Raw genomic sequence first — 26,562 nt, 5'->3', positions numbered from 1 at the left:
AGCACGGTGACCAGCGGTCTCTGGGTGGAACTTCGCGCACAAGGCTACGCGACACCCCCGGTGACCACCAAATCGCCCCCGGTGCGTCCCCAACCGGCGGCCGGGAACGGCGACGACGTCATCCCGGCCAGCGGGTTACTCCACTCGCCTCCTCGGGCACGGGCTAAGCGCGCCGGGTGCGGACGCGGGCGTAGCCGGTCAGTACCACCGCCGCCCAGGCCAGTGCCCACACCGTCAGCAGCAGCGCCGTCGATCCGGGCAGTGGGCCGACCAGCGCCCTGGCGGTGGGAAGCAGCGGTGGCGCCAGCCACGGCGCGACGGCCCCCGAGAAGCCGAGCGCAAGTACGCCGACCGTACCGAGAGTGAGCACCGCCACACCGTAGCCGGCACTTCGGGTGATCACCCGGCTGGCCAGCGCGCCCAGCGCCACGGCCGCCGGCAGGGCGAGCAGGTGCGCCCAGAGACCGAGCGCCACACCTGCGGGAACCGACAGGTCACCGGGCAGGCTGGGACCGGCGACCCCGCCGACCAACCAGGGAAAGACCAGGGCGACCGCCACCAGACCAAGGCCAGCCACCACCGCGGCGACCAGCCCGGCCGCCTGCTCCCGTGCCGGGCCGACCGCGACCAGGGCCAGGCGGCGCTGCACGTCCGGCTCCACGTCCAGCAGGATCTTGGTCTGCCAGGCCAGCACCGGGAAGAGCACCACGGCCGACACGCCGTACGCCTCCGCCGGCTGGGCCCGACCGCCGCCGTACAGGATGCCGAGGGTGAGCAGGCCGGCCATGACCGGCGCCAACGCCCGTCCGGTACGCAGAAAGCCGGCGAGCCGGAATCGCACCAGCGCGGTCACCGGGCCACCTCGGACGCCGATTCCGCTCCCGGCCCGGTGGCCTCGGGCGGTGCGCCCGGGCCGCGTACCCGAAGGATGTGATGGCCCTCGGCGCGCAGGCGGGCGACGGTGGTCGGCAGCTGCCCGACCGGGACCTCCAGCTCCACCACCGCGACCGCCGCCTCGCCCGACGGTGCCCGCTCGACCACCGCCCCGTCGGCCACCGACCACTCCCGCGCTCCGGGCAGCCGGACCGTCTCCCCCCGGTGATCGCTGACCAGCACCGACCCGCCGTCGGCCAGCACCTCGTCGATCACCTGCGGGACCAGCTCACGCGCTGCGGCGTCCAGGCCCTCCCAGGGCTCGTCGAGGACGAGCAGGCCGGGCGGACGCAGCACAGCCTGGGCCAGGCCGACCTTCTGGGCGGTGCCCTTCGACAGCTGAGCCAGCCGGACCGTGCGGAACGGCCCGAGGCCGAGTCGGTCGACCCAGCGTTGCACCGTCCGCTCCGTGGTGGCCGGGGACAGGCTGGCGATCCGGGCCATCGCGGCGAGATAGCCGTCGACCGTGAACGGCTGGTCGGCCGGGAAGCGCTCCGGCACCCAGCCCACCACCGCCGGCCGGTCGAGCACCCGCCCCCGGGACGGCCGCAGAACTCCGGCGGCGAGCTGGAGCAGCGTCGACTTCCCAGCCCCGTTGCGGCCCCGCACCACCACCGCCTCGCCCGCCGCCACACGCGCCGTCACCTGCCGCAGCACCCACGGACCGCGCCGGTGATACCGCAGCCCGATGTCCTCCAGCCACATGCCCGCGAGCCTGCCACAGCGGACGGACGGACGCGGCCCCGCCACGAGTGGCGGGGCCGCGTCGGTGCGTCGTGCTCAGCTGTCGGCCGAGCCCTCCTGCAGGTTCTTCACCACGTTCGGGTCGATCGGCACGCCCGGTCCCATCGTGGTGGTGAGGGTGACCTTCTTGAGGTACTTGCCCTTCGCGGCCGACGGCTTGGCCCGCAGCACCTCGTCGAGGACGGCCGCGTAGTTGTCGACCAGCTGGGCCTCGGAGAACGAGGCCTTGCCGATGATCAGGTGCAGGTTCGAGTGCTTGTCCACCCGGAAGGTGATCTTCCCGCCCTTGATGTCCGAGACGGCCTTGGTGACGTCCATGGTCACCGTGCCGGTCTTCGGGTTCGGCATCAGGCCGCGCGGGCCCAGGATCCGCGCGATCCGGCCGATCTTGGCCATCTGGTCGGGCGTGGCGATCGCCGCGTCGAAGTCCAGCCAGCCGCCCTGGATCCGGGCGACCAGCTCGTCGGTGCCCACCTCGTCGGCACCGGCGGCGACGGCCTCCTCGGCCTTCGCGCCGGCGGCGAAGACGATCACGCGGGCGGTCTTGCCGGTGCCGTGCGGCAGATTGACCGTGCCGCGGACCATCTGGTCCGCCTTGCGGGGGTCGACGCCGAGGCGCATCGCGACCTCGACCGTGGCGTCGAACTTGACGGCGGTGGTTTCCTTGGCCAGCTTGACGGCCTCGACGGGGGTGTAGAGCTTGGACCGGTCGATGACCTCGGCGGCCTTGCGGTAGCTCTTGCTGCGCTGCATCTGCTGTCTACTCCTGTGGTCTCTGGCGGGCCGCGATGCTCGCGTGCCCTCCCACGATCCGTACGGTTCGGTTGGCCGACGTCAGTCGGTGACGTTCAGGCCCATCGACCGGGCGGTGCCGGCGATGATCTTCTCAGCCTGGTCGAGGTCGTTGGCGTTGAGGTCGGCCATCTTCTTCTCGGCGATCTCCCGCAGCTGGGCACGGGTCACCGACCCGACCTTCTGCGTGTGCGGGACGCCCGAGCCCTTCTGCACACCAGCAGCCTTGATCAGCAGCCGGGCGGCGGGCGGGGTCTTCAGCACGAAGGTGAAGGACCGGTCCTCGTACACGCTGATCTCGGCGGGGACGATGTCGCCCCGCTGCGACTCGGTCTGCGCGTTGTACGACTTGCAGAACTCCATGATGTTCACGCCGTGCTGGCCGAGCGCGGGACCGACCGGCGGCGCCGGAGTGGCCTGGCCCGCCGGCAGCTGAAGCGTGAACGTCTTGACGAGCTTCTTCTTCGGAGGCATGTCTCTTCCTGGGGCTTGGAACTGGGAAAGGTTCACACGACACCGCCGTCGGTGCGCGCACGGTCAGCGCGCATGCGACGGCGGCGACGTTCTAGGGTAGCGCAGACCTGGATACCGGCAGCCACGAGGTGGGCCGGGCGGGGTAACGGACGGACGACGACAGCCGGTGGCGGGTCACCCGCCACCGGCGATCGACGGCTCAGATCTTGGCGACCTGGTTGAAGTTCAGCTCCACCGGCGTCTCCCGGCCGAAGATCGACACCAGCACCTTGAGCTTCTGCTGGTCGGCGTTGATCTCACTGATCGTGGCCGGCAGGGAGGCGAAGGCACCGTCGGTGACCGTGACCGAGTCGCCGACCTCGAAGTCGAGGACCTTGACCTCCGGCTTGGCCTTCTTCTGCTCGGTCTCGACGGCTGGTGCCAGCCACTTGAGCACCTCGTCGAGGCTCAGCGGCGCCGGACGGTCGGCCCGGTCCGTGGCGCCGACGAAACCGGTGACCCCGGGAGTGTTCCGCACACAGGAGTACGACTCCGCGGTCAACTCCATCCGCACGAGGATGTAGCCGGGGAAGACCTTGGCCTGCACCTGGGAGCGCTTGCCGTTCTTGACCTCGACCTCTTCCCGGGTCGGCACCTCGACCTGGTAGATGTAGTCCTCCATGTCGAGGGACGTGATCCGGGTCTCGAGGTTGGTCTTGACCTTGTTCTCGTAACCGGCGTACGAGTGCACCACGTACCAGTCACCCGGTGCGTAGCGCAGCTTCTGCCGCAGCTCCGCGACCGGGTCGAAGTCCTCCTCGGGAGCGGGCTCGGTCATGGCGAACTCCGGCTCGTTGGCGGCCTCGACCGACTCGTCACCAGCCGCCGTCGCCACCGCGGACTGCTCGTCCGTGGTCTCGGCGGTCTCGTCGTACTCAGGCACGCTTGCTCACTTCCGTCACTATCGCACGTTCAGCCGGTCAGCTGGGGTTGCCGAAGACCCACAACACGCCCTTGGCGAAGCCGTAGTCCAGGACAGCCACGATCGTCAGCATCACCGTGACGAACGCGATCACCACCGCCGTGTAGGTCAGTAGTTCCTTGCGGGTCGGCCAGATGACCTTACGCAGTTCAGCCACGACCTCGCGGATGAAACGCGCGATGCGACCGAACAGGCCCACCTTGTCGGCGTCGGTACGCGTCTTGCGACCGTCGGCGGAATCCGCCACAGCTCGCGAGCGGGTGGCGGTGCCACCTCGCGAAACCGGCTCGTCCGCGTCGGTGGCGTCATCCTCGGCGCTGTCGTTGACGACCTCGTCGTTCAGGCGCTCGTCGTCGGCGTCCTCGCCGCGCCGCTTGTTGTCGGCCACTTCGCCCTCCGTCGCGGGATGTCGGTGTCGCACGCGGGGCGCGTGCGCGGCGCTTGGTCACGCCAGCCGGACCAACCGTCCCGGGACGGGCCGCGGCCGGCGGATCAACCGGAAGGGCCCGATGCCTCGGAACCTCCCCGCCGATGCCACCACCACGGGCCGGACGCCACCAGAAAGGCGGCGCGACCCACGGAACGGTCAGGCCTGAGGCGCAGGGGTGACAGGACTTGAACCTGCAGCCTGCGGTTTTGGAGACCGCTGCTCTGCCAATTGAGCTACACCCCTGTGCGGCAACGCTCGCCCCACCTGGCCACACGACCAGGCAGGGGTCACTTGCCCCACGGCGGACCAGTGTACGGGTACCGACCCGAGTTTCCCAACCGGTCTACCCGACGCGCCGCCCGGTGCCGGTCAACCAGCCGTACGCACGGTGGCCCGCGCCTGCGAGAGCACCTTCTCGCCGAGGCAGGTGGCGGTCACGTCCAGCCTGGTCAGGCCCGCGTCGGTCACCTCGCGCACGACCGCGGTCACCACGATCTCGGTGCCGGCGTCGTCGTCGGGAACCACCACCGGGCGGGTGAACCGCACGCCGAAGTCGACCACCGCGTCGGGCGAGCCGGCCCAGGTGGTGACCGCCCGACCGACGAGCGCCATGGTGAACATGCCGTGGGCGATCACACCTGGCAGACCCACCTTGGTGGCGAACCGGTCGCTCCAGTGGATCGGGTTGAAGTCACCCGAAGCACCGGCGTAACGGACCAGGTCCGCCCGGGTCACCCGGAACGTCTGGGTGGGCAGTTCCACGTCAGGCCTCCCCGCGTACGACGAGCTTGGACCAGACCGCGACCACCGGTTCCCCGGCGGTCGTGCTGACGTCCGTCCGGGTGGTCAGGAACTCGTGGCCGCCCCGACTGGTGATGTCCTCGACGGTGTTGACACAGACCAGCTCGTCGCCGGCCACCACCGGCCGGGTGTACGCGAACCGCTGGTCGCCGTGGACCACCCGGCTGTAGTCGATGCCGAGCGCGGGATCCTCGATCAGCTGACGGCTGGCAGCCATCGTGATCACCACTGGGAACGTCGGCGGCGCGACCACGTCCGAGTGGCCCGACGCGCGGGCGGCCGGCGGATCGTGGTGCGCGGGATCGGTGGCGCCGATCGCCGTCGCGAACTCGCGGATCTTCTCTCGGCCCACCTGATAGGGGGCGGTCGGCGGATAGGTCCGACCGACGAAGGACTGGTCCAGGGGCATGCCGCGAACCTACACGCAGAACACGATCGCCGATCCGACCGGTCGGCGTCGGCTCAGGCCGCGCCGTCCGTACGAACCGGCGATCATGACGTCTGTGGAGCCGGGCCGATCGGCCCGGACGGGTTCAGCGCGTCTCGCGGTGCAGGGTGTGTCGCCCGTCCCGGGGGCAGAACTTCTTCATCTCGATGCGGTCCGGGTCGTTACGGCGGTTCTTGCGCGTGATGTAGTTGCGCTCCTTGCACTCCACACACGCCAAAGTGATCTTCGGCCGGACATCGGTCGCCTTCGCCACGGCGGAGTGCCTTCCTCGATAACGGATACAACTACGGCGCTAAAGCCTACGCGCCACCTGGGCGGACACGCAAAGCGGGCGCCTGTGGCGCCCGTCCCACCGGCCACCGGAAGAATCCGGGGCGGACGAGAGTAGCGGTGGCCGGACTTGAACCGGCGACACAGCGATTATGAGCCGCTTGCTCTGCCATCTGAGCTACACCGCCGCGGTGGGCCCAGCCGGACCCTCTGAGCCCCCTTACGGAATCGAACCGTAGACCTTCTCCTTACCATGGAGACGCTCTGCCGACTGAGCTAAGGGGGCCTGCGCGATCACTCGGTGTTCGCGCAGAGGTAAGAGTACACGGCCCGGTCGTGCTGGTGAAATCGGATCCCCAGGGATGCTGTACGCCCAGCTCAGGGCACCACGCGCAGCCTCGGAAGCTCGTTGCTGGAGATCGACTCCGGGTCGATCTGGGCACCGAACCACGCCTCCAGACGCTCGAACGGCAGCGGGCGGCTGAACAGGAACCCCTGGCCGACCTCGCACCCGATGTCCTGGAGCAACTCCAGGGTCAGCTCGCTCTCCACGCCCTCGGCCACCACGGTGAGACCGAACTGTTGGGACAGGGTGACCACGGCGTTGACGATCGCCAGGTCTCCCGGATCGGTGGCCATACCCTGCACGAAGGAGTGGTCGACCTTCACCTCGTGCACCGGCAGGCGACGCAGGTGGGCCAGCGAGGAACTGCCGGTGCCGAAGTCGTCCACCGAGAGCCGTACGCCCAGGTCCCGCAGGCGACGCAGGGTCGGGATCGGGCGCTCGGTGCCGTCCAGCACGCCGGCCTCCGGAATCTCCAGGGTCAGCAGCTGCGCCGGCACACCGTACTCGTCAAGCAGCTCCCGGACCTGCTCCGGGAAGTGCTGGTCGAGAAGCGTACGCGCGGAGAGGTTGACCGCGACGGCGAGCGACTGACCGCCGTTTGCCCAGTCCCGGCTGTGCCGCAGCCCTTCCCGAAGCACGAACTCGGTGAGCCGGCCGAGCTGACCGGTGTGCTCGGCCACGGCGACGAAGTCCACCGGAGCGACCGAGCCGTGCGTCGGGTTCTCCCACCGGGCCAGGCACTCGACCCCGATGAGCCGCCGGTCCCGCAACGTCACCTTGGGCTGGTAGTAGACCTCCAGCTCGCCGTTGTCGAGGGCGTTGCGCAGGTCACCGGCGAGACCGAGCCGGTGCAGCGACCGCGACTCCAGCGCCGGCGTGTACAGCTGCACACTGCCCGGAACCGCCTTCGCCGTCACCGCGGCCACGTCCACGCGTTGCAGCAGGGTCGCCGGATCGCTGCCGTGATCCGGATGGACGACGATCCCGACGGCGGTGTCGACGTCCAGCGTCAACGCGTCGAAGATCAACTCGTCACGGATCTGCTCCCGTAACTGGCCGGCGAGTTCGACCGCGGCATCGACGCTTTCCAGCCGCAGGGTGACCAGAAACTCGTCACCGCCGACCCGGCCCACCAACGCGGCCGACGGCACGCAGCCCCGCAGCCGGTCAGCGACCTCCACCAATACCTTGTCGCCCGCAGCGTGACCGAGAGACACGTTGACCTGACGCAGCCGGTCGACGTCGAAGAGCAGCAGCGCGACCACTTCACCCGGAGCCCGGATCCGAACCGCCTCAGCCAACGCGCCGAGAATCCGGCGACGGTTGGGAAGCTTGGTCAGGCCGTCGTGGTACGCGTCGTGTCGCAGGCGGTCGACCAGGCGGGAATTCTCCAGTGCCACCGCCGCGTGCGCCGCCACGGTCTCGAAGACCGTGACATCGGCGGTGCCGAAGGAATTGGTGTCGCCGAGCCGGTTGGCCACCTCCAGGGTGCCGATGACCGCCTTACCCGAGCGCAGCGGTACGACGATCACATCCTTGACCGCCGTCGGCTTCAGCGCCCCACGCAGTTCCAGATCATCACCGAGCCGTTGGCTCACCACCACCGTCTCCTGACGGGCCGACGCAACCTCGCGCAACGCGCTTGGGTTGGGCGTGGAGTCCAGCAGCCCCGGTTTGCCCTCCTGAGCGGTGAGCAGCACCTCGGGGTGCCGCCCCTGTGCGGGCAACCAGAGGGTGGCGTACTCCGCCTGCATCAGGCTTCGGATCCGGACCAGCAGCGCATCGATGAGATTTCCGTCCGGCCCGCTCTCGCTGATCGCTCTGGTCAGGTCGTACATGTCCGTGAGGGTGCGGTGCTGCCGAAGGAACTGCGTGTACGTGCCGTAGACCAGGGCGAACGCCCCGGCCAGCCCGGCGAACAGGAGAACCGCCCACGGGGTGATCTCCAGCGCGATAATGACCAGCAGACCGATGCAGAGGTTCACCGCGACGGCGAGCAGCATCGACGGGGCGGCCCGGATCACCTCCTGCCCGGCGGGCCAGCCCTGAACGACGGTGAAGACCGCCACCATCGCCACGAGAGCGACGCCGATGTGGGTAGTGATCGCGGCCAGCAGCAGGGCCCAGGTAGCCGGCCCGACGCCGCCCGTCTGGGGCAGCATGTGGTAGACGGCGGTGGCCAGCGATGTCGAGGCAGCCGCCAGGGCGACGTTGAACCAGAACTTGGCCGGTAGGAGCCGCCGCCGAACCTGCACCACGAGGGTGGCCACCGTGAAGGCCACCACCACCGACAGCGGCGGAAGCAGGTGCAGGGCGACGACCAGTGGAATCTCGGTGAAGAGGATGCCGACCGCCTGCCGGCGCACCACGATGTTGATGGTCGGCATGGTGGCGACGACCATCGCCACCGTGAGGAGCACCGTGAGCGACAGTTCGCCGAAGGCAGGATCGACCGTCAACCAGATCAGCAGTGAGACGACGACCGCACAGAGCGCCAACGGCCCCGTGATGAGCCAGGCGTTCTCCGTCCGTCGGCGAGGCGCGCGTAGACGGGACGTCACGGGGCTCCCTCGCAAGGTCGGTCTCAGCCGGTGCCGCAGCTACACCAGCGAGTCGTCGGTCAACGCACCACCGAGTTGAGGGGTGGCAACTGCCAGTCGATGCCGTTGGACCTGAACTCGACTTCGCTGACGGCACTCGAAGCAAACACCAAGCCAAGGAGCAGGGCGAGGGAGCCGAGTCGCCGGCCCAAACGTTGAGCAGACATGTGGTGCTCCTGGTAGGGGCGATCACAATCGTGTTGGAGTCCCCCGATAGTGCCACAGCCGCTCGGCCGGAGGAAAGTTCACGCGACCCATGTCAGACCACTCGTCGCGCCCGCGAGGGACAAGCGTAGCTTCGAGATGTACGTCCGGGCAGGTCAGTGCCGGCAACTCGACAGCTGGGCTGGAAGAACACACCAACCAGCCAATACTTTCCTTACCTACCGTAGCGGATCTAGCGGACAACCCCTGATCACCTGCGTACGGGCTGGTTCTCCCGCTGCGGGGGAACCTTCGGCGCCCTCAGGTACGCCGTTGAGCCGCGGCCACTAGATGGCCACCCGACGTGGCTGGTGAGCCGAACGGCGCCAGAGACCGCCGGAAGGTGGACGTTGGGCCGCCAGCCAACGCGATCAGGCACGAGCGCGTCGAACGCCGTGCCTGCTCGCGAGCCCCGGAACTGGGAGCGGTGCAAGGAGGCTGGGCTCTGGGGCGTGCCCGGACTGAGTCGCCCGGCGCCGAAGGTGGCGCCTGGCGATCGCTTGTTCATTTGGAGAGGGCGTGCTGGCTTCGTCGCCGAGGTCGTCGTAACCGGTCCCGCCAGAGTTCCCGAGGACCGGAACGAAGTGCCTTGGCCGGGCGGGCTCGGCCACTGGCGTTCCATTTTTCCGATTCGCGTCGTACGCGAAGTTTCCGAAAGCTACAAACTGCCGTTCGTCCGAGATCGCCAGGAGATTACTGGCATCTCATCGAACTCGCTGCGGTTCGGTCTGGTACACATCCCCGACGAAGCAGGAGATGCCCTCGGTGCAGCTCTCGCCGAGCGCGAGCCGGTGGCGGCACCCTAGACGCCCCCGCGACCACCCTTGCCGCCCTTCTTCCGAGACTTGTCGGTTCGGCGAGCGAACGACTCTGAACGCACCGCCTGCATCTCGTAATGGGCTCGCTCTCGTGCGCGCATCTCCTTGGCCGGATTGCGGTCGGCTACTGCTTCGTCATAGATGAGAGTTGCCAAAGTCTCAACCCCCGTCTCGACCAGTACCTCGTCGCCCGCGAGCACCGCGAGCTTGCCGGTGTCCAGGCGCACGAGGCGGACACCGGACTTGAGGTTTTTACGCAACACGTTCACGCAGTCTTTATACCAGTGACGTCGTACTCGAACAGCGCCTTGTTGGAGTTCCGCTTGCGGATGGTCTCCACCTTGACATCCGAGTAGCCGAGTTCGCGTAGCATTACGGCATACCAAGTGTGCGCAGGCACCTCGTGCTTGTAGAAGGTGGAGTTTCCGACGATGTAGGAGACGCTGCCGCCGGGCTTCAGGTGCTTTGTGATGCTCTGGAAGTGGAGCCACATGTCGTGGTGGTACTTGTGGACATAGTTGGCAAGCAGTGGACCGTTCTTGCCGCCGTCTGCCGCAATGTGCTCGCGAACCACCTTCATCGCCTCGTCCACCGGCGTCTCGACCTCTGGCTTCCATGTGTTGAGCTTGCTCGTGGCGGTGCCCCACGTACCGCCGATGGCATGCCAGTCAAGTTCGCCAGCATCGCTGGCCACGTCGAGGTAGCGGAGCCAATACATGTACGGCCGAAGCTCGCGAATGTAGCTCATCCGATTTACATATGGCGGTGAGGTCAATACGAAGTCCGCAGGCTCCAGGTCGTCCAAACCCGTCCGAGAATCGCCATTCCGAATGACCGCCGTGCCGGCGAGATCAAACCGCGCGGACTCGATGATTGTCGCCATCTCCGTGGCATAAGCGCCAAGCGCCTGCTCGATGTCATCCATCGCGAACAGCACCTGCTCTGCCGACGCTTCCTTGAAGGACATCGACTGATGATTGAACGCCGCGTTGGAGCAAGAGATCAGCGATCGGCATAGACCAATTTCGAGCAGATCGCGGACCTGCCCATCGAAGCGGTCGATCTCGTTCCGGAGTGCCTTGAGTGCGTGGAGGGCGCCCGGCGACCACCACTTCTCAATCTTGAATAGGCTCGGCTGCCAAAGGTCGCTTTCCTTCTCGTGGGCTCGCGCCGCATCGAGCACACTCTTCGCAGCGTCAGCGACTGCGAGGAGTGTGTCCTCCGTGTAGTTCGTCGTCTTGACCGTGCCGAGCCAGACGAGGAACGGGTTGATATCTACCGACTGTCCCCGGTGGCCGAGTTCGGCAGCCGCGAGAGGCGTCGTGCCTGTGCCCGAGAAGGGGTCCGTGATGATGCTGCCGCTCGGCATGTGCGAGATGCGATCACGGACGAGACGCACCCCGTAGGCAGGCGTAAGGCGCAACCAGCCGTGCCGCCCTACACCCATATTGGCGCGGAACGTCATATGCTCGTTGCGGCTGTGCGCCGCCCGCTGGATGATCGCCGTCATTTCGCCTCCAAGAGTCGCCGTAGAATGCTCTCTACGCCCGCGCGCAGCTCAGTGGTGTTCCGCTGGAAGAAGCCAGCGAGGTCGTAGCCGACAACGTCCCGCAGGAAGTCGAAGGTGCTGTGTAGGGGGTCATTCGCGCCCACGGAGCCCATGAGGACACTCCAGTTGCCCGTAAGGTACCGTGCACGGACAATCATGTTGATCTGGGTACTCATGATTGCAAGGACGGGCAGATAGCCGTGGCCTAGTGCCTGCGCGGCGTTGGCGAGGTCGGCGTTCTGCCGCTTGGAGTCGGCGCTCTTGTAGCCCTGTCGGACCTCGAAGACCGCACCCTTCAACGAGACGGAAATACCAAGCGCGGCACGCTGCTGCTCGATCCAGTCGTCAACGCGATTGCTTGCCTCCGGGTCGGGAATGTCTCCGACTTCGACCCGCCCATCGAGCGACAGGACCCGCGCCTTCTTGGTCTCGTCCTCCGTCTCTGGAAGGATCTCGTAAGACCACTTGACCTGATCCTCAGACAGTGCGAGCTCATCCTTGAGTACTTGTCGGAACATGCGCTCGCAGCCGATGCCGAGCTGCCGATATACCGATGTCATGCCGCCTGCGGCTTTGTGCGCAGCGAACATTAGGGGCGAGTCAAAGCCCATCCAGTGATACAGCGGGTCAGCGCCGTACAATGCGGTAAAGCCAGCAAGATCGACTTCGTCGCCACCTCCCATCTTGGGGAGGTAATCCGCCGAAGTGCGAAGTGGCGCGAGCAAGATCTCTCGGTACAGCCCGTCCCGCTCCGCAGTGCTCAACGCCATGGGATGGGAGCCTACGGCAAGGCTTCGGCAACCTCCGTACACCCACGCCCATCGAGCCTCTCGGACGCCAACAAGCCCGGATTGGGGGGCTTTTGGTTATTCCAATAGGGTTTGAGTTGCGGCGGCGGTTTGCCGGTGGGGCCCCTGGCTCGGCTTGATTACCGCGGGCCACCCTGCTGCGAGCAGAAGAACTCTCACATGCTGCCGATTTCCTCTGTTCTGGATCAAGGCGCCCGAGTCTGCTGATCCGGCCAGCGACGCTACCACGGCCAGGCGGTACGGAAGCCGAACCGGTCGGCCTCGTCGACGATCAGGACTTCCGACTGCCGCGCCAGTCCAACCTCGGTACTGGCGTGCCCTGGTCCCGGTCCGGCAGCCGGCGGCACCTGACCACGGACCCCTCAGCCGATCGCTACACGCATGGACTCCGGCGGGCCGGGCGCGGCAGGCACCAACCCCAGCGTTCGCAGCCGCAGAAGAGCCCTGGACGGCAGGATCGATTTGCCATCATCTGCCCACAACCGGTCGTAGACGGCTGGACCCAGCCGGACTCGGCCGGACGAACGACGACGGCCCCCGATCAACATCTCTGCTGGTCAGGGGCCGTTGTCGCACCTGGTGGCGGGTAGAGGATTCGAACCTCTGTAGCTTTCGCGACGGATTTACAGTCCGCTCCCATTGGCCGCTCGGGCAACCCGCCAGGGCGTACCACCGCACCGTGGCGCGGCGGCGGAAGCAAGGATAGCGGCTCCACCCGCTGCTGCCGCAACCGGGTACCGTCGGGGGGTCGCACCCCTGGGCAACCAGGGCCAAAGGATCACAAACCAGCCGGACAGCAGGAGCATGAGTATGGCAGCGAACCCGTCGTTCGACATCGTGAGCAAGGTCGACCGTCAGGAGGTCGACAACGCCCTCCGGCAGGCGGAGAAGGAGCTCGGGACGCGGTTCGACTTTCGGGGCACGGGCGCGGAGATCTCCTGGTCGGGTGAGGAGGCGATCAGTCTCCAGGCGGAGACCGAGGAGCGGGTCCGGGCCGCGTTGGACGTGTTCAAGGAGAAGCTGGTCAAGCGGAACATCTCGCTGAAGTCGCTGGACGCGGGCGACCCTCGTCCTTCCGGCAAGGTTTTCAAGCTGGACGCCAAGGTGATCCAGGGCATCGACCAGGACAAGGCGAAGGCGATCAGCAAGAAGATCCGCGACGAGGGCCCCAAGGGCGTCCAGGCGCAGATCCAGGGTGACCAGCTGCGCGTCACCGGCAAGAAGCGCGACGACCTGCAGGCGGTCATCGCGCTACTCAAGGCCGAGGACTTCGGGGTGGCCCTCCAGTTCACCAATTACAGGTAGGCCGGTTGCTGCGGCGCAGGTTCCCGTCTGGCTCACCCGGTGTCACCCGCGCGCCCGTCGTCGCCGATGGTCGTCGTTGGTCGGCGTTGTCCGACCTCGGACGGCCTGGCGACGGCCTGGAAACCTCCACCGACCTTGGGCTTGCATCTGATAGCTAGGTACAGGCTTACCGTCGGAGTATGAGCGACCGACACGTCACCACCGATGACTCCTGGGTGTCGGATGCGTGCACCCTGCCGACGGCGGAACGCCCGCTGCGCCTCGCTGAGTTCGACAAGTTCTTCCTCGACGCGGTCCGGGGTGCCGACCGTCTGTCGGCGCAGCATCTGCGCCTGCGGCTCGCCGGAGGCGTACAGGTTGAGGAGACGGCCCGGGACCTAGCCGCCCGGGAGTCGCTTTGCTGCTCGTTCTTCGCTTTCGACATCTCCCGATCCGGCCCGGACGCACTGACGTTGGACGTGCGCGTGCCGGCGGCCCACGTCGAGGTGCTCGATGGCCTCGCCGATCGTGCCGCGTCAGCGGCAGGCTCGCGATGAGCGGATCAGGCCCGCGATGAGCGGACCAGGACTGCGCAGCGGCCAGCTCGCCAACGCGGCCGGGATCAACCTGCAAACGCTGCGCTACTACGAGCGCCGGGGACTGCTCGCCTCCCCGCAGCGGTCACCGGGCGGCCACCGGCTCTACCCGTCCGACACGGTCACGCTGCTGCGGGTCATCAAGACTGCGCAACGCCTCGGCTTCACCCTCAACGAGGTTGCCGACCTGCTCGCCGCCGGTCGACACCAGCACAGCGGCCAACCGGATGGCGGCCTGCAGGCACGAGCCCGAGAAAAGCTCGTCGAGGTGGAACAGAAGCTTTCCGACCTGACCGTCATCCGGGACACCCTCCGCGCAGCAATCTCCGCCGGCTGTGACGACCTGGTCGCCTGCGCCGGTAGCTCCTGCTGCCCCCTGCCGTTTGCTGAACTCGCCGGAAGAAACGATCGTGCCGACACCGGCTGACCGGCTGCGCCGCCTGCTCCCCTCCGGCATGACCCGACTCGCCGGAGCGGCCTGCGCCGCATGCTGTGTGCTGCCGGCGCTGCTCGCCGCCGGGATCCTCGGCGGTGCCGGCTGGGCTGCGGTCAACCGGTTCATGCCTGGCGTCGCCGTCGCCATGGCCGTGCTCGCCGGCCTGTCCTGGTGGTGGACCAGCACGCGCCCGTCGACCGGCCCCGCCGGGAGCCGGGCCCGCCACGTCAAGACGGCCTTCACGACTCGTACGGCGGTCGGGGTTCAGGCGTCGCCGCGGTGCCGCAGCCAGGTGTACGACACGGGCTGGTCGCGGTTCCACCCCTCCGCCTGCTCGGGCGGCACCGGTTGGAAGCCGGCGGTGGCGTAGCACCGCAGCGCCGCGGTGTTGCCGGGATGCACTCGCATCAGCACCGCCGGGTGGTGGTCCCGGGCGAGGGCGGTGAGCATGGTGACCATCCGACGGCCCAGGCCCCGGCCACGCAGCGCCGGGGCCACGATGATGCGCGCCAACTCCACCTCGGCCTCCTCGTCGTCGAGCCACAGCTCGCCGTAGCCGGCCGGCTCTCCGTCGACGAGGGCGAGGTACGCGAGCACCTCGGTTTCGGTTCCCCAGCGCAGCACCTCCCCCGGCGTCACCCAGTCCTGGGAGCACCAGCGACGGCACTCGTCCGGAGACGTCGCCCAGCTCGCCACGACGTCCGGGTGGGTCGGGCCCAACGTGGTCAACCTCATGACTCGCCTCCTCGGCGCGCGAGGCTACCGCCGGCCGGCGGCCGGGCAAACCGGGTTTCGCCGCAGGCCGGGCCGGCGGGACGACACGCAGAGCACGCGGCGGCCCGGGTCAACGAGTGAAGATCAGCAGCAGGACGACCGTGAGGATCGCGCTGACCAGGATCGAGCCGAGACAGCCGATCCGGTTGGAGAAGAAGAGGAACATCCTGCCGTCGTACCCGTGATGGCGTGGGTCAGGCCGCAGCGGGCTGCTCGGCCCGGACGGCGGTGGCCTCCGCGCGGGCGATGGGACCCGCCGGCAGCGCCGCGACCGCCGCTCCGACGGCGACCGCGGCCCCGGCGAACAGGAAGGCCCAGGGCACACCGCCGGCATGGTCGACGATCAGACCGGAGACGGCGCCGCCGACCGCGCTCGCGCCGACCGACATGGTCACCACCCAGGTGTACGCCTCGTTCAGCATGCCGGTCGGCGATATCCGCCCGACCAGGGTGTTCTCCAGGGTCAGCGCGGGAGCGATGGCGGCTCCACCGAGCAGCAGGGCGGCACCCAGCGCGCCCGGCGTGGGCATCACGGCGAAGACGGCGAAGCTGCCGGCGAGCACGGCGAGCAGCCAGGCGAACAGGCGGGTCATGTTGCGGGCCGGCCGGCGGACGCCGAACCAGAACCCGCCTATCGCGCTGCCGATCCCCCAGACGGCCAGCAGCAGGCCGGCGAGGCCGTTCGGGTCGTCGGAGTTGTAGCGGGTGGCGAACGCCGGAACGGTCACGCCGGCCGCCCCGAAGGCGATGCCGATGCTGGCCACGCAGAGCAGCAGGGCCGGAAAGCCGGCGACCCGGAGCGGCCCGAGGCCCCGGGCGTGGTGCTCCCGGGAGTGCGGACGCCAGCCACGCATGGCCTGACCGAGCGCCACCGACAGGGTGCCGACCAGGGTCACCACCGCGGCACCGATCAGTGCCGCACCGGCGTCGGCGACCAGCACGAACCCGGCCACCAGCAGTGGACCGAGCACGAAGACGATCTCGAACAGGGTGGTCTCGGCGGCGAGCGCGGTGTTGCGCAGGTGGTACCGGCCGGAGTCGACGTTCGTCAGGCCGTTCCACGCGCCCCGGATCGCGGCGGTCATCGGCGGGTACGTCCCACCGGCCACCGCCGAGGCGAGCAGCACCAGCGCGAAGGGGGCGGCGTCGGCGCGGGCCGCCCAGAGCAGGCCGACCAGGGCGAGCGGGTGGGCGATCGCGGTGCCGAGCAGCACCGGGGTGGGTCCGATCCGGTCGGCGATCCGACCGGCCACCGGGCTCAGCGTGGCACCGGAGAGGGCGTAGCAGCCACCGGCCGCGGCGGCCAACGAGTAGCGTCCGGTCACCCCTTCGACGACGAGCAGCAGCGCGAGTGGCGTCATGCCGATCCCGAGTCGTCCGATGATGCCGGTGACCAGCAGGGTCGGTGCACCCGGAATCTGCCAGACGGCCAGATACCGGCGCAGCCCAGCCACAGCGGACCTCCACGAGATGTAATGGGCGAGACTCGATTAGACCCTAACGTCCCACATCCGACGAACCACCCGGCCCGACGCTGTGGCGGCGCTCACCCGCCCACCCCCGCGCATACCCGCCGCCTGCCACCCAGCGCCTCCCGGGATGCCGCAATCTGCGCTCTCGGGCCGCCTCCGATCGGCCGACATGCCGCAACTCGCGGGGCCCTGCACCCAGGCCGCCGGTCAGCGCTGGTGGCGCACCGGGCCCGTCTGGCTCGCCAACTGCTCAAGTCGGGCGACCCGCTGCTCCATCGGCGGGTGGGTGGCGAAGAGCGCGGCCACCCCGCCACCCCGGAACGGGTTGGCGATCATGAGGTGTGCGGTGCTGGTGAGCTGCCCCTCGGCCGGCAACGGCCGCCGCTGGGCCCCCATGTGGATCTTGCGAAGGGCGCTGGCCAGAGCCAGCGGGTCGCCGGTCAGTTCGGCACCGGAGGCGTCCGCCTGGAACTCGCGACTGCGGCTGATCGCCAGTTGGATGACGGTGGCCGCGATCGGCCCCAGGATGATGGTGAGCAGCAGGACCAGTGGGTTCGGGCCGTCCTCGTCGCTGTTTCCGCCCAGCGGGATGAACAGGGCGAGGTTCGCCAGCATGGTGATGATGCCGGCCAGGCCGGCGGCCACGCTGGAGATGAGGATGTCCCGGTTGTAGACGTGTGACAGTTCGTGACCGATGACGCCCCGCAGCTCGCGATAGTCGAGCAGTTCGACGATCCCCTGGGTGACGCAGACGGCCGCGTTCTGCGGGTTGCGCCCGGTGGCGAACGCGTTCGGCTGGGCGGTCGGGCTCACGTAGAGCCGGGGCATGGGCTGCCGGGCCTCGGCGGCCAACTCCCGGACCATGTGGTACAGCTCGGGGAACTGTGCCTCGCTGACCGGTTGCGCCCGCATCGAGCGGAGTGCGAGCTTGTCGGAGTAGAAGTACGTGATGCCGTTCATCACCAGCGACACGAGTACGGCGATGACCAGACCACCGCTGCCGCCGAACCAGTAGCCCACCGCCAGGATCAGCGAGGTGAGCAGGCCGAGCAGCGCGGCGGTCTTCAGACGGTTGTGGTGCACGATCACTCCTTCGGTGCACGGATGCCGGGATCCGCTGACCGGTACAACACACCGGTACCCGCCAACCATCCGTCTCATGACTGAGAGTTACCTGAGTGACGCCGGAGGTCGGGTCTCAGCCTCCGGCGAGATCGAGCACGACCTGCGGCGCGAATCCGACGACCAGCGCCACCACGGTCGCCACCGCGAGCGCGGCAGCCACCGCGCGGGCAGGTCGGGCGGCAGGGGCCGTGACCTCTCCGGCGGGGGCGTAGAGCAGCGCGGCGGCCCGCAGGTAGTAGGCCAGGCCGATGACCGCGTTCACCGCCACCACCAGGGCGAGCCAGCCGGCGTCGCCACCGAGCAGCGACCGGACCACCGTCACCTTGGCGAACAGCCCGGCCAGGCCGGGCGGCAGACCGGCGAGGCCGATCAGCGCGAACGCCAGCCCGGCACCGACCCACGGGTGCCGGCGTGCCGCGCCGCGCAGGTCGTCGAGACTGCCGCCGTCCGCGCCGGCCGGGCGCAGCGCCACCACGCCGGCGAAGGCCGCCAGTTCCAGCAGCACGAAGAAGACCGCGTACGCCAGGGCGGCGGCGTAGGCGGCGGTGCGGGCGTCCGCCTCGGCGGTCAGGGCCAGTGCGCCGAGCGGGGCGAGAATGTAGCCCGCCTGGGCCACCGAGGACCAGGCGAGCAACCGCACCGTACGCCGCTGGCGTAGTGCCACCAGGTTGCCGACGGTCATGGTCAGCGCGGCGACCACCGCCAGCACCGGCCCGGTCACCTCCGGCGGCAGCGCGTGCCGCACCACCGCCAGCAGGGCGATCACCCCGCCGAGCTTCGACGCGGTGGACAGGTACGCGGCCACCGGCAGTGGTGCCCCGTCGTAGGTGGCCGGCGCCCAGGCGTGGAACGGCACCGCGGCCACCTTGAACGCCAGGCCCGCCACCACAAGCGTCACCGCGACGGTGGTCAGCGGCAGGTCGAGCAGCGCCTCGTCGGTGAGCAGGGTGCCCAGCCGTTCCAGGTGCAGCCCGCCGGTGACGGCGTAGAGCAGCGCGGCGCCGAGCAGGGTGAGCGTGGTGGCCACCACGCTCACCACGAAGAAGGTCACCGCCGCCTCGGCACTCGCCAGGCTGCCCCGGCGCAGGCCGACCAGCACGTACAGCGGCAGGGTGAGCACCTCCACCGCCACGATCAGGGTGATCAGATCACCGGCCGCGCCGAGCACCACACCGCCGGTCATCGAGCAGGCGAGCAGGAAGGAGTACTCCCCCACCGGGGTGTTCCCGGCCCGCAGCAGCGGCCCGGACAACGCCAGCACCCCGAGGACGAGCAGCGCCACCAGCGCGGCGACCAGGGCGGCCCGACCGCCGAAGACGTACGAGCAGTCGGTACCGACGCAGAACGTACGTCGTTCGGCTCCCGAACCGACCGCCGCCGCGCCGACCGCGGTGGCGACCGCGCCGGTGACCGCCGTGACCACGGTGGCCCGCGGCCGGGCGGCCAGCAGGTCCACCAGCAGCACCAGCACCGCCGTCCCGGCCGCCAGGTACGCCGGCAGCAGCGCCACGTGGTCGACGGCCTGCACCAGACTCGACTCGCTCATCGCGCCACCTCGCTGCGCTCGGCGTCACGACGAGCCACCACCGCACTGCGCCGCATGATTCGCTCGCTGCGCTCGCTCATCGCGCCACCACCCCCACCAGGGCCTCGACCGGTGCTTCGGCGACACCCAGCACCAGCGTCGGGACCAGCCCGACGGCCAGCGCGAGCAGCACCAGAGGCGTCCAGGCGACCAGTTCGGCCCCGGCCAGCTTCGGCCCGAGCGCGGCGACCGCCGGGCTGGGTTCGCCGTGGGTCACCCGCCGTAACAACCGCAGCAGGTACGCCGCCGTGAGCGCCCCGCCGATCGCGGCCAGCACCGCAAGCGTGGTCCACAGCGCACCACCGGACTCGACGGCGGCGACCACGGCGAACGCCTCACCCCAGAAGCCCGCCAGCCCGGGCAGCCCCAGCGAGGCGACCGCCGCGAACGCGAGCAGCCCGGACAGGCGCGGGGCGGTCTCCCGCAGCCCGGACAGGTCGCTGAGCGCGCCGGTGTGGGTACGGTCCTTGATCGCACCGGCCAGGAAGAACAGCAGACCGGTGATGATGCCGTGGGCGACGTTGCCGATCAGCGCCGCCTGGATGCCGGTGGCGGTCAGGGTGGCGACGCCCAGCAGGACGAAGCCCATGTGCCCGACGCTTGAGTACGCGATCAGCCGCTTCAACTCGGTCTGGGCCAGGCAGACCAGCGAGCCGATCAGGATGGCGGCGACGGCGAGCACACCGAGCACCGGCGCGGCCCACCGTGCGCCCTCGGGGGCCACCCCGACGGCGACCCTGATCAGGCCGTACGTGCCCATCTTGAGCAGCACCCCGGCGAGCAGCACGCTACCGACGGTGGGTGCCTGGGTGTGCGCGTCGGGCAGCCACGAGTGCAGCGGCCACAGCGGACTCTTCACCGCGAAGGCCAACGCGAGCAGGGTGAAGGCGGCGAGCTGGGTGCTGCGGGACAACTCCGTGCCGCCGGTCAGCGCCCCGATGTCGGCAGTGCCGGCGGCGGCCACCACTACGTACACGCCGACCAGCAGCAGCACCGAGCCGAACAGGGTGTAGAGGGCGAACTTGCGCCCCGCCCGCCGTCGCGCGTCCAGCGCCACCGGATCGGTGCCATCGCCGCCCCAGCCGACGATGATCGCGTACATCGGCAGCAGGACGACCTCGAAGAAGAGGAAGAACAACACCAGGTCGAGGGCGAGGAAGGTACCCAGGATGCCGACCTCGACGACCAGCAGCAGCGCCACCAGGGCCCGGCCGCTGCCGCCACCCGGCACCCGCCAGAGGCAGTAGCCACAGCAGAGCAGGGTGAGCAGGGCGGTGAGTACGACAAGCGGCCAGGAGATGCCATCCACGCCCAGGTGGAAGCGCAGATCCAGCCCCGGCACCCAGGGCAGGTCGACCGCGTGCCAGGGACGCACCGCCGGGGCGGTCGCCGTCCAGCCCGGGCTCCGGCCGGCGACCAACGCCACCGCCGCGACCAGCGTCAGGGCGGCGGCGATCGTGCCCACCAGCCGGGCGGCCCGATCGCGTGGCGTGGCCGCCACCGCAAGCGCACCGAGTGCCGGCAACGCGAGCACCGCGAGCAGCAGAAACTCCCCGGACGTCATGCCCTCACCCCGGTCCGCGTCACCGATTGGTCCCGGTGGGCCCGGCCGGTGCTGCGGGTGCCCCCGCGGCCACCGTGCGGCGCCACCGGGCCGGTGCCGCCGGTTTGCTCGCCGAGCTTGTGATTCGCTCGCTGGCGCTCACTCATGCGGTGGCTCCGATCACGGCGGCGGCCAGTCCGATCAGCAATGCGCCGGCCAGCACCGCGGCGGCGGCCCGGGGCAGGGCCGCCCGGTGCAGGACACCGAGCCCGCCGCCGAGGGCGCGAACGGCGCGCCCGGTGCCGGTGACCGCGCCGTCCACCACCCGTTCGTCGGCGGCACGCGCCGTCCGTGCCATCGCGACTGTCGGGCGTACGACCAGGGTGTGCTGCACGTCGTCGAGCCGGAACGCGCGGGCGAAGACCGGCCGCAGCGGACCGAGCGCCGTCGCCGGATCTGCACCGGCACCCCGTCGCCAGCCGGCCCACGCCAGTCCGGCGCCGAGCACGAGCAGTGCCAGCGGCAGCAGCACGGTCGGGGTGAGGTGGATCAACCCGTCCGGTGGCAGCAGATCCGAGACGGCGTCGGAAGCGGCCGGCGGGGTGGGTTGCAGTTGGCGGGAGAACCAGCCCGGAAAGCCGGCCAGGCCGAGCAGGGCCGCCGGTACAGCCAGCGCCAGCACCGGCCAGCGGAGCACCGCCGGCGGGTCGTGCGGCGGCTGCCCCAGTGGGGTGCCGGGTGGGCCGAAGAAGGTGCGCAGCAGCAGGCGGGTGGCGTACCAGGCGGTGACGAAGACGCCTACCAGCCCGGCGAGCCAGACCAGCCAGCCCAGCCAGGCCGGTGCCGGGCCGTCGCCGTGCAGGGCGGCCTGCTCGGCGGCGGCCAGCACCCCCTCCTTGCTCCAGAAACCGGACAGGGGTGGTACGCCGGCCAGCGCACCGAGCCCGATCAGCGTGCACCAGAAGGTCACCGGCATGCTGCGCCGCAGCCCGCCCATCCGGGACATCAGCGTGGTGCCGACCGAATGGATCACCGCGCCGGCGGCGAGGAACAGCAACGCCTTGAACGCCGCGTGGGTGAGCAGGTGGAACAGCGCGGCCGGCGGGGAACCGACGGCGAGCGCGCCGGTCATGTAGCCGAGCTGCGAGACCGTCGACCAGGCGAGCACCCGCTTGATGTCGTCCTGTGCGGTGGCGGCCAGCGCGCCGAGCAGCAGGGTCACCGAGGCCAGCACGCCGAGCACGACGAGCGCGGTCGGGGTGGCCTCGAACAGCGGCCACAGCCGGGTGATCGCGTACACGCCGGCGGCGACCATTGTCGCGGCGTGGATCAGCGCGGAGATCGGGGTCGGGCCGGCCATCGCGTCGGGCAGCCAGGTGTGCAGCGGGAACTGGGCGCTCTTGCCGGCCACCCCGGCGAGCAGCAGCAGGCAGGCCGCGGTGAGGGTGGTGGTGCCGTGCTCGTGGGCGAGCACGTCGGCGATCCGGAAGCTGCCCGCCGAGACGCCGAGCAGCGCGATGCCGAGCAGGAATCCGACGTCGCCGACCCGGGTCACCAGGAACGCCTTCATCGCGGCGGCCGGCGCCTCCGGCAGCCGCCGGTCGTGGGCGATGAGCAGGTACGAGCAGAGCCCCATCACCTCCCAGCCGACCAGCAGCAGGATCAGGTCCCCGGAGACCACCACCAACAGCATCGCGGCGGTGAAGAGGCTCACCTGCGCCGCGTACGGCGGGTAACGGTGGTCGGGTTCGCCCGGTGGTCCCTGCCGGAGGTAGCCGGTCGAGTAGATCTGCACGGCCAGGGCCACCGTGGTGACCGCGACGGCGACCAGGGCGGCGGCGCCATCGAGACGTACCCCGAGGGTGACGGTGAGCCCGCCCAGCTCGATCCAGGTGGTCGAGGACTCGGCCGGGCGGTCCAGGGTGACCAGCAGGGCCACCGCCAGGGCGAGGGCCCCGAACGCGCCGGCCACCCCGAGGGCTGCGGCGATGCGCCGGGCGGTCGCCTCGCCGATGGCCGAGCCGCGCGGCGCTGGTGGCAGCAGCAGACCGACCAGACCCGCGGTCATCGGTACGAGCGGCAGCAGCGCGCCCAGCAGCGTCGTGGTGTTCACCGCTGGCCCTCCGGCCCGTCACCGGGGACGTGTGGACCGTCCGGGCCGACAGCGATCGGGCCGGCTCCGGTGGCGGCGATCGGGCCGGCAGCGACCGGCACGGGCTCGTCGGCCGGACGCTCGGCCAGGGGGATCTCGTCGACGGTGACGCTGGCCCGCATCCGGTAGAGCTGGAGCACGATCGCCAGGCCCACCCCGATCTCGGCGGCGGCCAGCACGATCACGAACAGCGCGAAGACCTGCCCGCCGTGCGGCAGCACCGCCTTCGCCGTGGTGTCGGCGGTGACCAGGATCAGGTTCACCGCGTTGAGCATCAGCTCGACGGCCATCAGCACCAGCACCGCGTTGCGCCGCCGCAGCACGCCGTACCCGCCGAGGCCGAACAGGAGCGCGGCGGTGACGTACGGGATGACAGGTCTCACCGCGACCGCCCCCGATCACCTGTCGCGGCGGCCCCGGTGGCGCCGATGTCGGGGCGGGACAGCACGATGGCGCCCACCAGCGCCGAGAGCAGCAGCACCGACAGCACCTCGAAGGGCAGCACCCAGCTGCCGAAGACCTGCGCACCGAGACGCTCGGCGGTGCCCGCCTCGGGCAGTTCCACCGCCGTCCAGCGGTACGCGTCGACGAGCAGCGCCGCCAGCCCGAGCCCGGCCCCGCCGCCGATCAGCGCGGCCGGCCAGCCGGGGCGGTCCAGGTCGTCGGAGGCGCCGATCGGCGCGCGGGTGAGCATCACGGCGAACAACAGCAGCACCACCACCGCGCCGACGTAGATCAGCACCTGCACCCAGGCGACCAGTTCGGCGGTCAGGACGAGGTACATGCCGGCCACCGCGCCGAGGCAGACCACCAGGTAGAGCCCCGCGCGGACCAGGTGCCGGGTGGCCACCACGAGCGCCGCCGAGCCGACCGCCACCGCGCCGAGGGCGAGCAGCAGCACGTCCACCCCGGTCACGCGGGCGTACCTTCGTCGTCGGCGGCGCGCGATGGCGCGGGCCGGCGCTCGGGGCGTACCGCCTCGGTGGTCGGGCGGGCGGCGGGCGCGGCCGGGACGGCGGCCTTGCGCGCGGCGGCGGTCTCCTCCTTGGCCGGCTCACCGTTCGGGTCGTGCGCCGGCGGCGGCGGCACCGTGGCCATCCACTCGCCCAGGTGCTCCTTGTCGTGCAGCAGGTCCTTGATGTCGTACTCGGCGTACTCGAACTCGGGCGACCAGTAGAGGGCATCGAAGGGGCAGACCTCGATGCAGATGCCGCAGTACATGCAGAGCGAGAAGTCGATGTCGAACCGGTCGAGCACGTTGCGCTGCCGGGCCCGGGCGGCCCCCGGCACCGACACCTCCTCCTTGTGCGAGTCGATGTAGATGCACCAGTCCGGACACTCGCGGGCGCAGAGCATGCAGACCGTGCAGTTCTCCTCCAGCAGCGCGATCACCCCACGCGAGCGGGGCGGCAGCTCCGGGGCGACGTCCGGGTACTGCTGGGTGGTGGAGCGTTTCGTCATCGTCTTCAACGTGACGGCGAGCCCCTTGACCAGGCCGCTGCCGGGCACGCCGGTCGCCTCGCTTCGCTCGCGCTCGCTCATGCCGAACATCCTGCCCTGTGGGCCCGGCGCGCGCGACCACCCCCCGGAGGTAGCCGGTAGTACCGTGGCCACGGGGAGAAACGACGCACCGGAAAGGACCCGTCAATGACCGCCGCGCTGCACGACGACAACCCGGCGCCGGGCGAGTGGACGACGGACGCCCTCGACCGCCTGCCCGACGACGGCCGCCGCCGTGAACTCCTGGACGGACAACTGATCGTGTCGCCCTCCCCCACGCGACTGCACCAGTCCATCGCGCTGCTGCTCGGCGCCGCCTTGCTGGAGACCTGCCCCGTCGAATTCGACGTCACCCAGGGGGTGTCGGTGCGGATGTCCCGCACCCGATCCTTCATTCCCGACCTGCTGGTCACCGAGCTGGACGCCGCCGCCCGCAACCCCTCGTCGTATCTGCCGCAGGAGGTTCTGCTGGTGGTGGAGATCGTCTCGGAGCGGACGCGCAGCATCGACCGGGTGCTCAAGCCGGCGCTCTACGCCGAGGCGGACATTCCCTTCTTCTGGCGGATCGAGACCGAGGCGGGGATCGTGGTGCACGCCCACCGGCTCGACCCGGTCAAGCGCGTCTACGTCGAGCACGCCCGGATGAGCGACGGCATCCTGCTGGCCGACCCGTGGGAGATGGACATCCCACTCGACCGGATCACCCCTCGGTCACGCTGAGCGGGCCGCGCCGGCCCGGCTCTGGCCCGCCGCCTGGTCACCGGGCCGGTCGGAGGAAGATCCGCCATGATGGGGGTGAGGACGAGTCGGGCAACACCCTGGGGGGCGACATGGGCGAGGACGGTAAGGGCACCGGCGGCAGGTACGTCGAGCCGGGTGAGTTCAAGCGGGACCAGAACTACATCACCACCCGGATCACCGCCGACGGGGAGGACGGCTATCCGGTCGAGCCGGGGCGCTATCGGTTGGTGGTCAGCCGCGCCTGCCCGTGGGCGAACCGGCTGATCATCGTGCGCCGGCTGCTGGGCCTGGAGGACGCCATCTCGATGGGGGTCGCCGGGCCGACGCACGACGCGCGGAGCTGGACCTTCGATCTCGACCCGGACGGGCGGGACCCGGTGCTCGGCATCGAGCGCATCCAGGAGGCCTACTTCGCGCGCTACCCGGACTATCCCCGGGGCATCACCGTGCCGGCCATCGTGGACGTGCCCACCGGTCAGGTGGTGACGAACGACTACGCCCAGATGAGCCTCGACCTGTCCACCGAATGGACCGCGTACCACCGTTCCGGTGCGCCGCAGCTCTATCCGGAACACCTGCGCGCCGAGATCGACGAGGTGAACGCGGTGGTTTTCGCCGACGTCAACAACGGCGTCTACCGGTGCGGCTTCGCCGGCAGCCAGGGGGCGTACGAGCGGGCGTACCGGCGGCTGTTCGACCGGCTGGACTGGCTCAGTGAGCGACTGGCCGGGCAGCGCTACCTGGTGGGCGACACGATCACCGAGGCCGACGTGCGGCTGTTCACCACGCTGGTCCGCTTCGACCCGGTCTACCACGGCCACTTCAAGTGCAACCGGCAGAAGCTCAGCGAGATGCCGGTGCTGTGGGCGTACGCCCGGGACCTGTTCACCACGCCCGGCTTCGGTGACACGATCGACTTCGACCACATCAAGCGGCACTACTACGAGGTGCACCGGGACATCAACCCGACCGGAGTGGTACCGCTCGGCCCCGACCTGTCGAACTGGCTGGAGCCCCACGACCGCGAGTCCCTCGGCGGCCACCCCTTCGGCACCGGCACCCCACCCGAACCCCCCACCCCCACCGAGCGCGTAACCCCCACCCACACCCCCCTGCCCTAAGCCACCCCATCCTCCCCCCTCCTCCCACTCCTCCCCCTCCTCCCCCTCCTCCCC

28 protein-coding genes and 4 tRNA genes are annotated in these 26,562 nt (G+C 69.9%); 5 read left to right on the top strand and 27 right to left on the bottom strand.

The window, feature by feature from the left end; translation table 11 throughout:
* Positions 1–163: 163 nt before the first annotated feature.
* The 18 genes from KBX00_RS20985 to KBX00_RS20900 form a co-directional block, all read right to left on the bottom strand.
* Positions 164–853 carry a hypothetical protein gene (locus KBX00_RS20985; protein ID WP_210829558.1) on the bottom strand — a complete coding sequence of 230 codons (690 nt, stop codon included), beginning with the start codon at positions 851–853 and terminating at the stop codon, positions 164–166.
* The gene (locus KBX00_RS20980) at positions 850–1,638 is read right to left on the bottom strand and encodes an ATP-binding cassette domain-containing protein (RefSeq protein ID WP_210829556.1); all 789 of its coding nucleotides are present in this window, start codon (positions 1,636–1,638) and stop codon (positions 850–852) included. The genes KBX00_RS20985 and KBX00_RS20980 overlap by 4 nt, the downstream gene beginning before the upstream one ends.
* A 75-nt stretch (positions 1,639–1,713) precedes the next feature.
* Complete coding sequence (gene rplA, locus KBX00_RS20975) at positions 1,714–2,430, bottom strand: 50S ribosomal protein L1 (RefSeq protein ID WP_210829554.1); 717 nt, start codon at positions 2,428–2,430, stop codon at positions 1,714–1,716.
* 81 nt (positions 2,431–2,511) lie between these two features.
* A complete protein-coding gene (gene rplK, locus KBX00_RS20970) occupies positions 2,512–2,943 on the bottom strand; it encodes a 50S ribosomal protein L11 (protein ID WP_093403591.1) in 432 nt (143 codons plus the stop codon).
* Between the two features lie 199 nt (positions 2,944–3,142).
* A complete protein-coding gene (nusG, locus tag KBX00_RS20965) occupies positions 3,143–3,865 on the bottom strand; it encodes a transcription termination/antitermination protein NusG (RefSeq protein ID WP_210829551.1) in 723 nt (240 codons plus the stop codon).
* Positions 3,866–3,902: 37 nt separating this feature from the next.
* Complete coding sequence (gene secE, locus KBX00_RS20960) at positions 3,903–4,292, bottom strand: preprotein translocase subunit SecE (RefSeq protein WP_210829549.1); 390 nt, start codon at positions 4,290–4,292, stop codon at positions 3,903–3,905.
* A gap of 212 nt (positions 4,293–4,504) precedes the next feature.
* A tRNA-Trp gene (locus tag KBX00_RS20955) sits at positions 4,505–4,577 on the bottom strand.
* Positions 4,578–4,703: 126 nt separating this feature from the next.
* Positions 4,704–5,096: a MaoC family dehydratase gene (locus KBX00_RS20950; protein WP_210829547.1), complete on the bottom strand. Its 393-nt coding sequence runs from the start codon at positions 5,094–5,096 to the stop codon at positions 4,704–4,706.
* Position 5,097: 1 nt separating this feature from the next.
* On the bottom strand, positions 5,098–5,544 hold the full coding sequence (locus tag KBX00_RS20945; RefSeq protein ID WP_210829545.1) for a MaoC family dehydratase N-terminal domain-containing protein: 447 nt from the start codon (positions 5,542–5,544) through the stop codon (positions 5,098–5,100).
* 124 nt (positions 5,545–5,668) lie between these two features.
* Positions 5,669–5,836 (bottom strand): 50S ribosomal protein L33, encoded by a 168-nt coding sequence (rpmG, locus tag KBX00_RS20940; protein ID WP_210829543.1) that lies wholly within the window; start codon positions 5,834–5,836, stop codon positions 5,669–5,671.
* A gap of 132 nt (positions 5,837–5,968) precedes the next feature.
* Positions 5,969–6,041 (bottom strand) — tRNA-Met (locus KBX00_RS20935).
* 25 nt (positions 6,042–6,066) lie between these two features.
* Positions 6,067–6,139 (bottom strand) — tRNA-Thr (locus KBX00_RS20930).
* Positions 6,140–6,231: 92 nt separating this feature from the next.
* Positions 6,232–8,760 (bottom strand): bifunctional diguanylate cyclase/phosphodiesterase, encoded by a 2,529-nt coding sequence (locus KBX00_RS20925; RefSeq protein WP_210829541.1) that lies wholly within the window; start codon positions 8,758–8,760, stop codon positions 6,232–6,234.
* Positions 8,761–8,819: 59 nt separating this feature from the next.
* Positions 8,820–8,966 carry a hypothetical protein gene (locus KBX00_RS20920; RefSeq protein WP_210829539.1) on the bottom strand — a complete coding sequence of 49 codons (147 nt, stop codon included), beginning with the start codon at positions 8,964–8,966 and terminating at the stop codon, positions 8,820–8,822.
* 839 nt (positions 8,967–9,805) lie between these two features.
* Positions 9,806–10,090 carry a hypothetical protein gene (locus KBX00_RS20915; RefSeq protein ID WP_210829537.1) on the bottom strand — a complete coding sequence of 95 codons (285 nt, stop codon included), beginning with the start codon at positions 10,088–10,090 and terminating at the stop codon, positions 9,806–9,808.
* Positions 10,087–11,331: a DNA methyltransferase gene (locus KBX00_RS20910; RefSeq protein ID WP_210829535.1), complete on the bottom strand. Its 1,245-nt coding sequence runs from the start codon at positions 11,329–11,331 to the stop codon at positions 10,087–10,089. Before KBX00_RS20910 ends, KBX00_RS20915 begins: the two co-directional genes overlap by 4 nt.
* Positions 11,328–12,140: a hypothetical protein gene (locus KBX00_RS20905; protein WP_210829533.1), complete on the bottom strand. Its 813-nt coding sequence runs from the start codon at positions 12,138–12,140 to the stop codon at positions 11,328–11,330. Before KBX00_RS20905 ends, KBX00_RS20910 begins: the two co-directional genes overlap by 4 nt.
* 616 nt (positions 12,141–12,756) lie before the next feature.
* Positions 12,757–12,840: transfer RNA gene (locus KBX00_RS20900), tRNA-Tyr, on the bottom strand.
* A gap of 149 nt (positions 12,841–12,989) precedes the next feature.
* On the opposite strand from KBX00_RS20900, the gene KBX00_RS20895 reads away from it, so the two are divergent.
* From KBX00_RS20895 to KBX00_RS20885, 3 genes are all read left to right on the top strand, one after another.
* A complete protein-coding gene (locus KBX00_RS20895) occupies positions 12,990–13,484 on the top strand; it encodes a YajQ family cyclic di-GMP-binding protein (protein ID WP_210829654.1) in 495 nt (164 codons plus the stop codon).
* Between the two features lie 179 nt (positions 13,485–13,663).
* Positions 13,664–14,020: a hypothetical protein gene (locus tag KBX00_RS20890; RefSeq protein WP_210829531.1), complete on the top strand. Its 357-nt coding sequence runs from the start codon at positions 13,664–13,666 to the stop codon at positions 14,018–14,020.
* A 16-nt stretch (positions 14,021–14,036) separates the two neighbouring features.
* Complete coding sequence (locus tag KBX00_RS20885; protein WP_210829529.1) at positions 14,037–14,486, top strand: MerR family transcriptional regulator; 450 nt, start codon at positions 14,037–14,039, stop codon at positions 14,484–14,486.
* Positions 14,487–14,759: 273 nt separating this feature from the next.
* Here the strand turns inward: KBX00_RS20885 and KBX00_RS20880 are convergent, their stop codons facing one another.
* The 9 genes from KBX00_RS20880 to KBX00_RS20840 all read right to left on the bottom strand — a co-directional run bounded on the left by KBX00_RS20880 (position 14,760) and on the right by KBX00_RS20840 (position 24,697).
* Positions 14,760–15,230: a GNAT family N-acetyltransferase gene (locus KBX00_RS20880; protein WP_210829527.1), complete on the bottom strand. Its 471-nt coding sequence runs from the start codon at positions 15,228–15,230 to the stop codon at positions 14,760–14,762.
* Between the two features lie 233 nt (positions 15,231–15,463).
* The gene (locus KBX00_RS20875; protein ID WP_210829525.1) at positions 15,464–16,723 is read right to left on the bottom strand and encodes an MFS transporter; all 1,260 of its coding nucleotides are present in this window, start codon (positions 16,721–16,723) and stop codon (positions 15,464–15,466) included.
* Positions 16,724–16,948: 225 nt separating this feature from the next.
* Complete coding sequence (gene htpX, locus KBX00_RS20870) at positions 16,949–17,824, bottom strand: zinc metalloprotease HtpX (protein WP_210829523.1); 876 nt, start codon at positions 17,822–17,824, stop codon at positions 16,949–16,951.
* Between the two features lie 115 nt (positions 17,825–17,939).
* Positions 17,940–19,412: an NADH-quinone oxidoreductase subunit N gene (locus KBX00_RS20865; RefSeq protein WP_210829521.1), complete on the bottom strand. Its 1,473-nt coding sequence runs from the start codon at positions 19,410–19,412 to the stop codon at positions 17,940–17,942.
* Positions 19,413–19,488: 76 nt separating this feature from the next.
* A complete protein-coding gene (locus KBX00_RS20860) occupies positions 19,489–21,015 on the bottom strand; it encodes a NuoM family protein (protein ID WP_210829519.1) in 1,527 nt (508 codons plus the stop codon).
* A gap of 142 nt (positions 21,016–21,157) precedes the next feature.
* The gene (locus KBX00_RS20855) at positions 21,158–23,107 is read right to left on the bottom strand and encodes an NADH-quinone oxidoreductase subunit L (RefSeq protein WP_307868995.1); all 1,950 of its coding nucleotides are present in this window, start codon (positions 23,105–23,107) and stop codon (positions 21,158–21,160) included.
* Positions 23,104–23,529, bottom strand: coding sequence for an NADH-quinone oxidoreductase subunit NuoK (nuoK, locus tag KBX00_RS20850; RefSeq protein WP_307868994.1), 426 nt, complete (start codon positions 23,527–23,529; stop codon positions 23,104–23,106). The genes KBX00_RS20855 and nuoK overlap by 4 nt, the downstream gene beginning before the upstream one ends.
* The gene (locus KBX00_RS20845) at positions 23,526–24,062 is read right to left on the bottom strand and encodes an NADH-quinone oxidoreductase subunit J (protein ID WP_210829517.1); all 537 of its coding nucleotides are present in this window, start codon (positions 24,060–24,062) and stop codon (positions 23,526–23,528) included. The genes nuoK and KBX00_RS20845 overlap by 4 nt, the downstream gene beginning before the upstream one ends.
* Positions 24,059–24,697 (bottom strand): NADH-quinone oxidoreductase subunit I, encoded by a 639-nt coding sequence (locus tag KBX00_RS20840; protein ID WP_210829515.1) that lies wholly within the window; start codon positions 24,695–24,697, stop codon positions 24,059–24,061. Before KBX00_RS20840 ends, KBX00_RS20845 begins: the two co-directional genes overlap by 4 nt.
* 96 nt (positions 24,698–24,793) lie before the next feature.
* On the opposite strand from KBX00_RS20840, the gene KBX00_RS20835 reads away from it, so the two are divergent.
* Positions 24,794–25,366, top strand: coding sequence for a Uma2 family endonuclease (locus tag KBX00_RS20835; RefSeq protein WP_210829513.1), 573 nt, complete (start codon positions 24,794–24,796; stop codon positions 25,364–25,366).
* 110 nt (positions 25,367–25,476) lie between these two features.
* Positions 25,477–26,508, top strand: coding sequence for a glutathione S-transferase family protein (locus tag KBX00_RS20830; RefSeq protein ID WP_210829511.1), 1,032 nt, complete (start codon positions 25,477–25,479; stop codon positions 26,506–26,508).
* The last annotated feature ends 54 nt before the right edge of the window (positions 26,509–26,562 follow it).

The sequence above is a fragment of the Micromonospora sp. C95 genome (genome assembly GCF_018070465.1).
GTDB lineage: Bacteria > Actinomycetota > Actinomycetes > Mycobacteriales > Micromonosporaceae > Micromonospora.
This window is presented reverse-complemented; position numbering and strand designations above follow the sequence as displayed.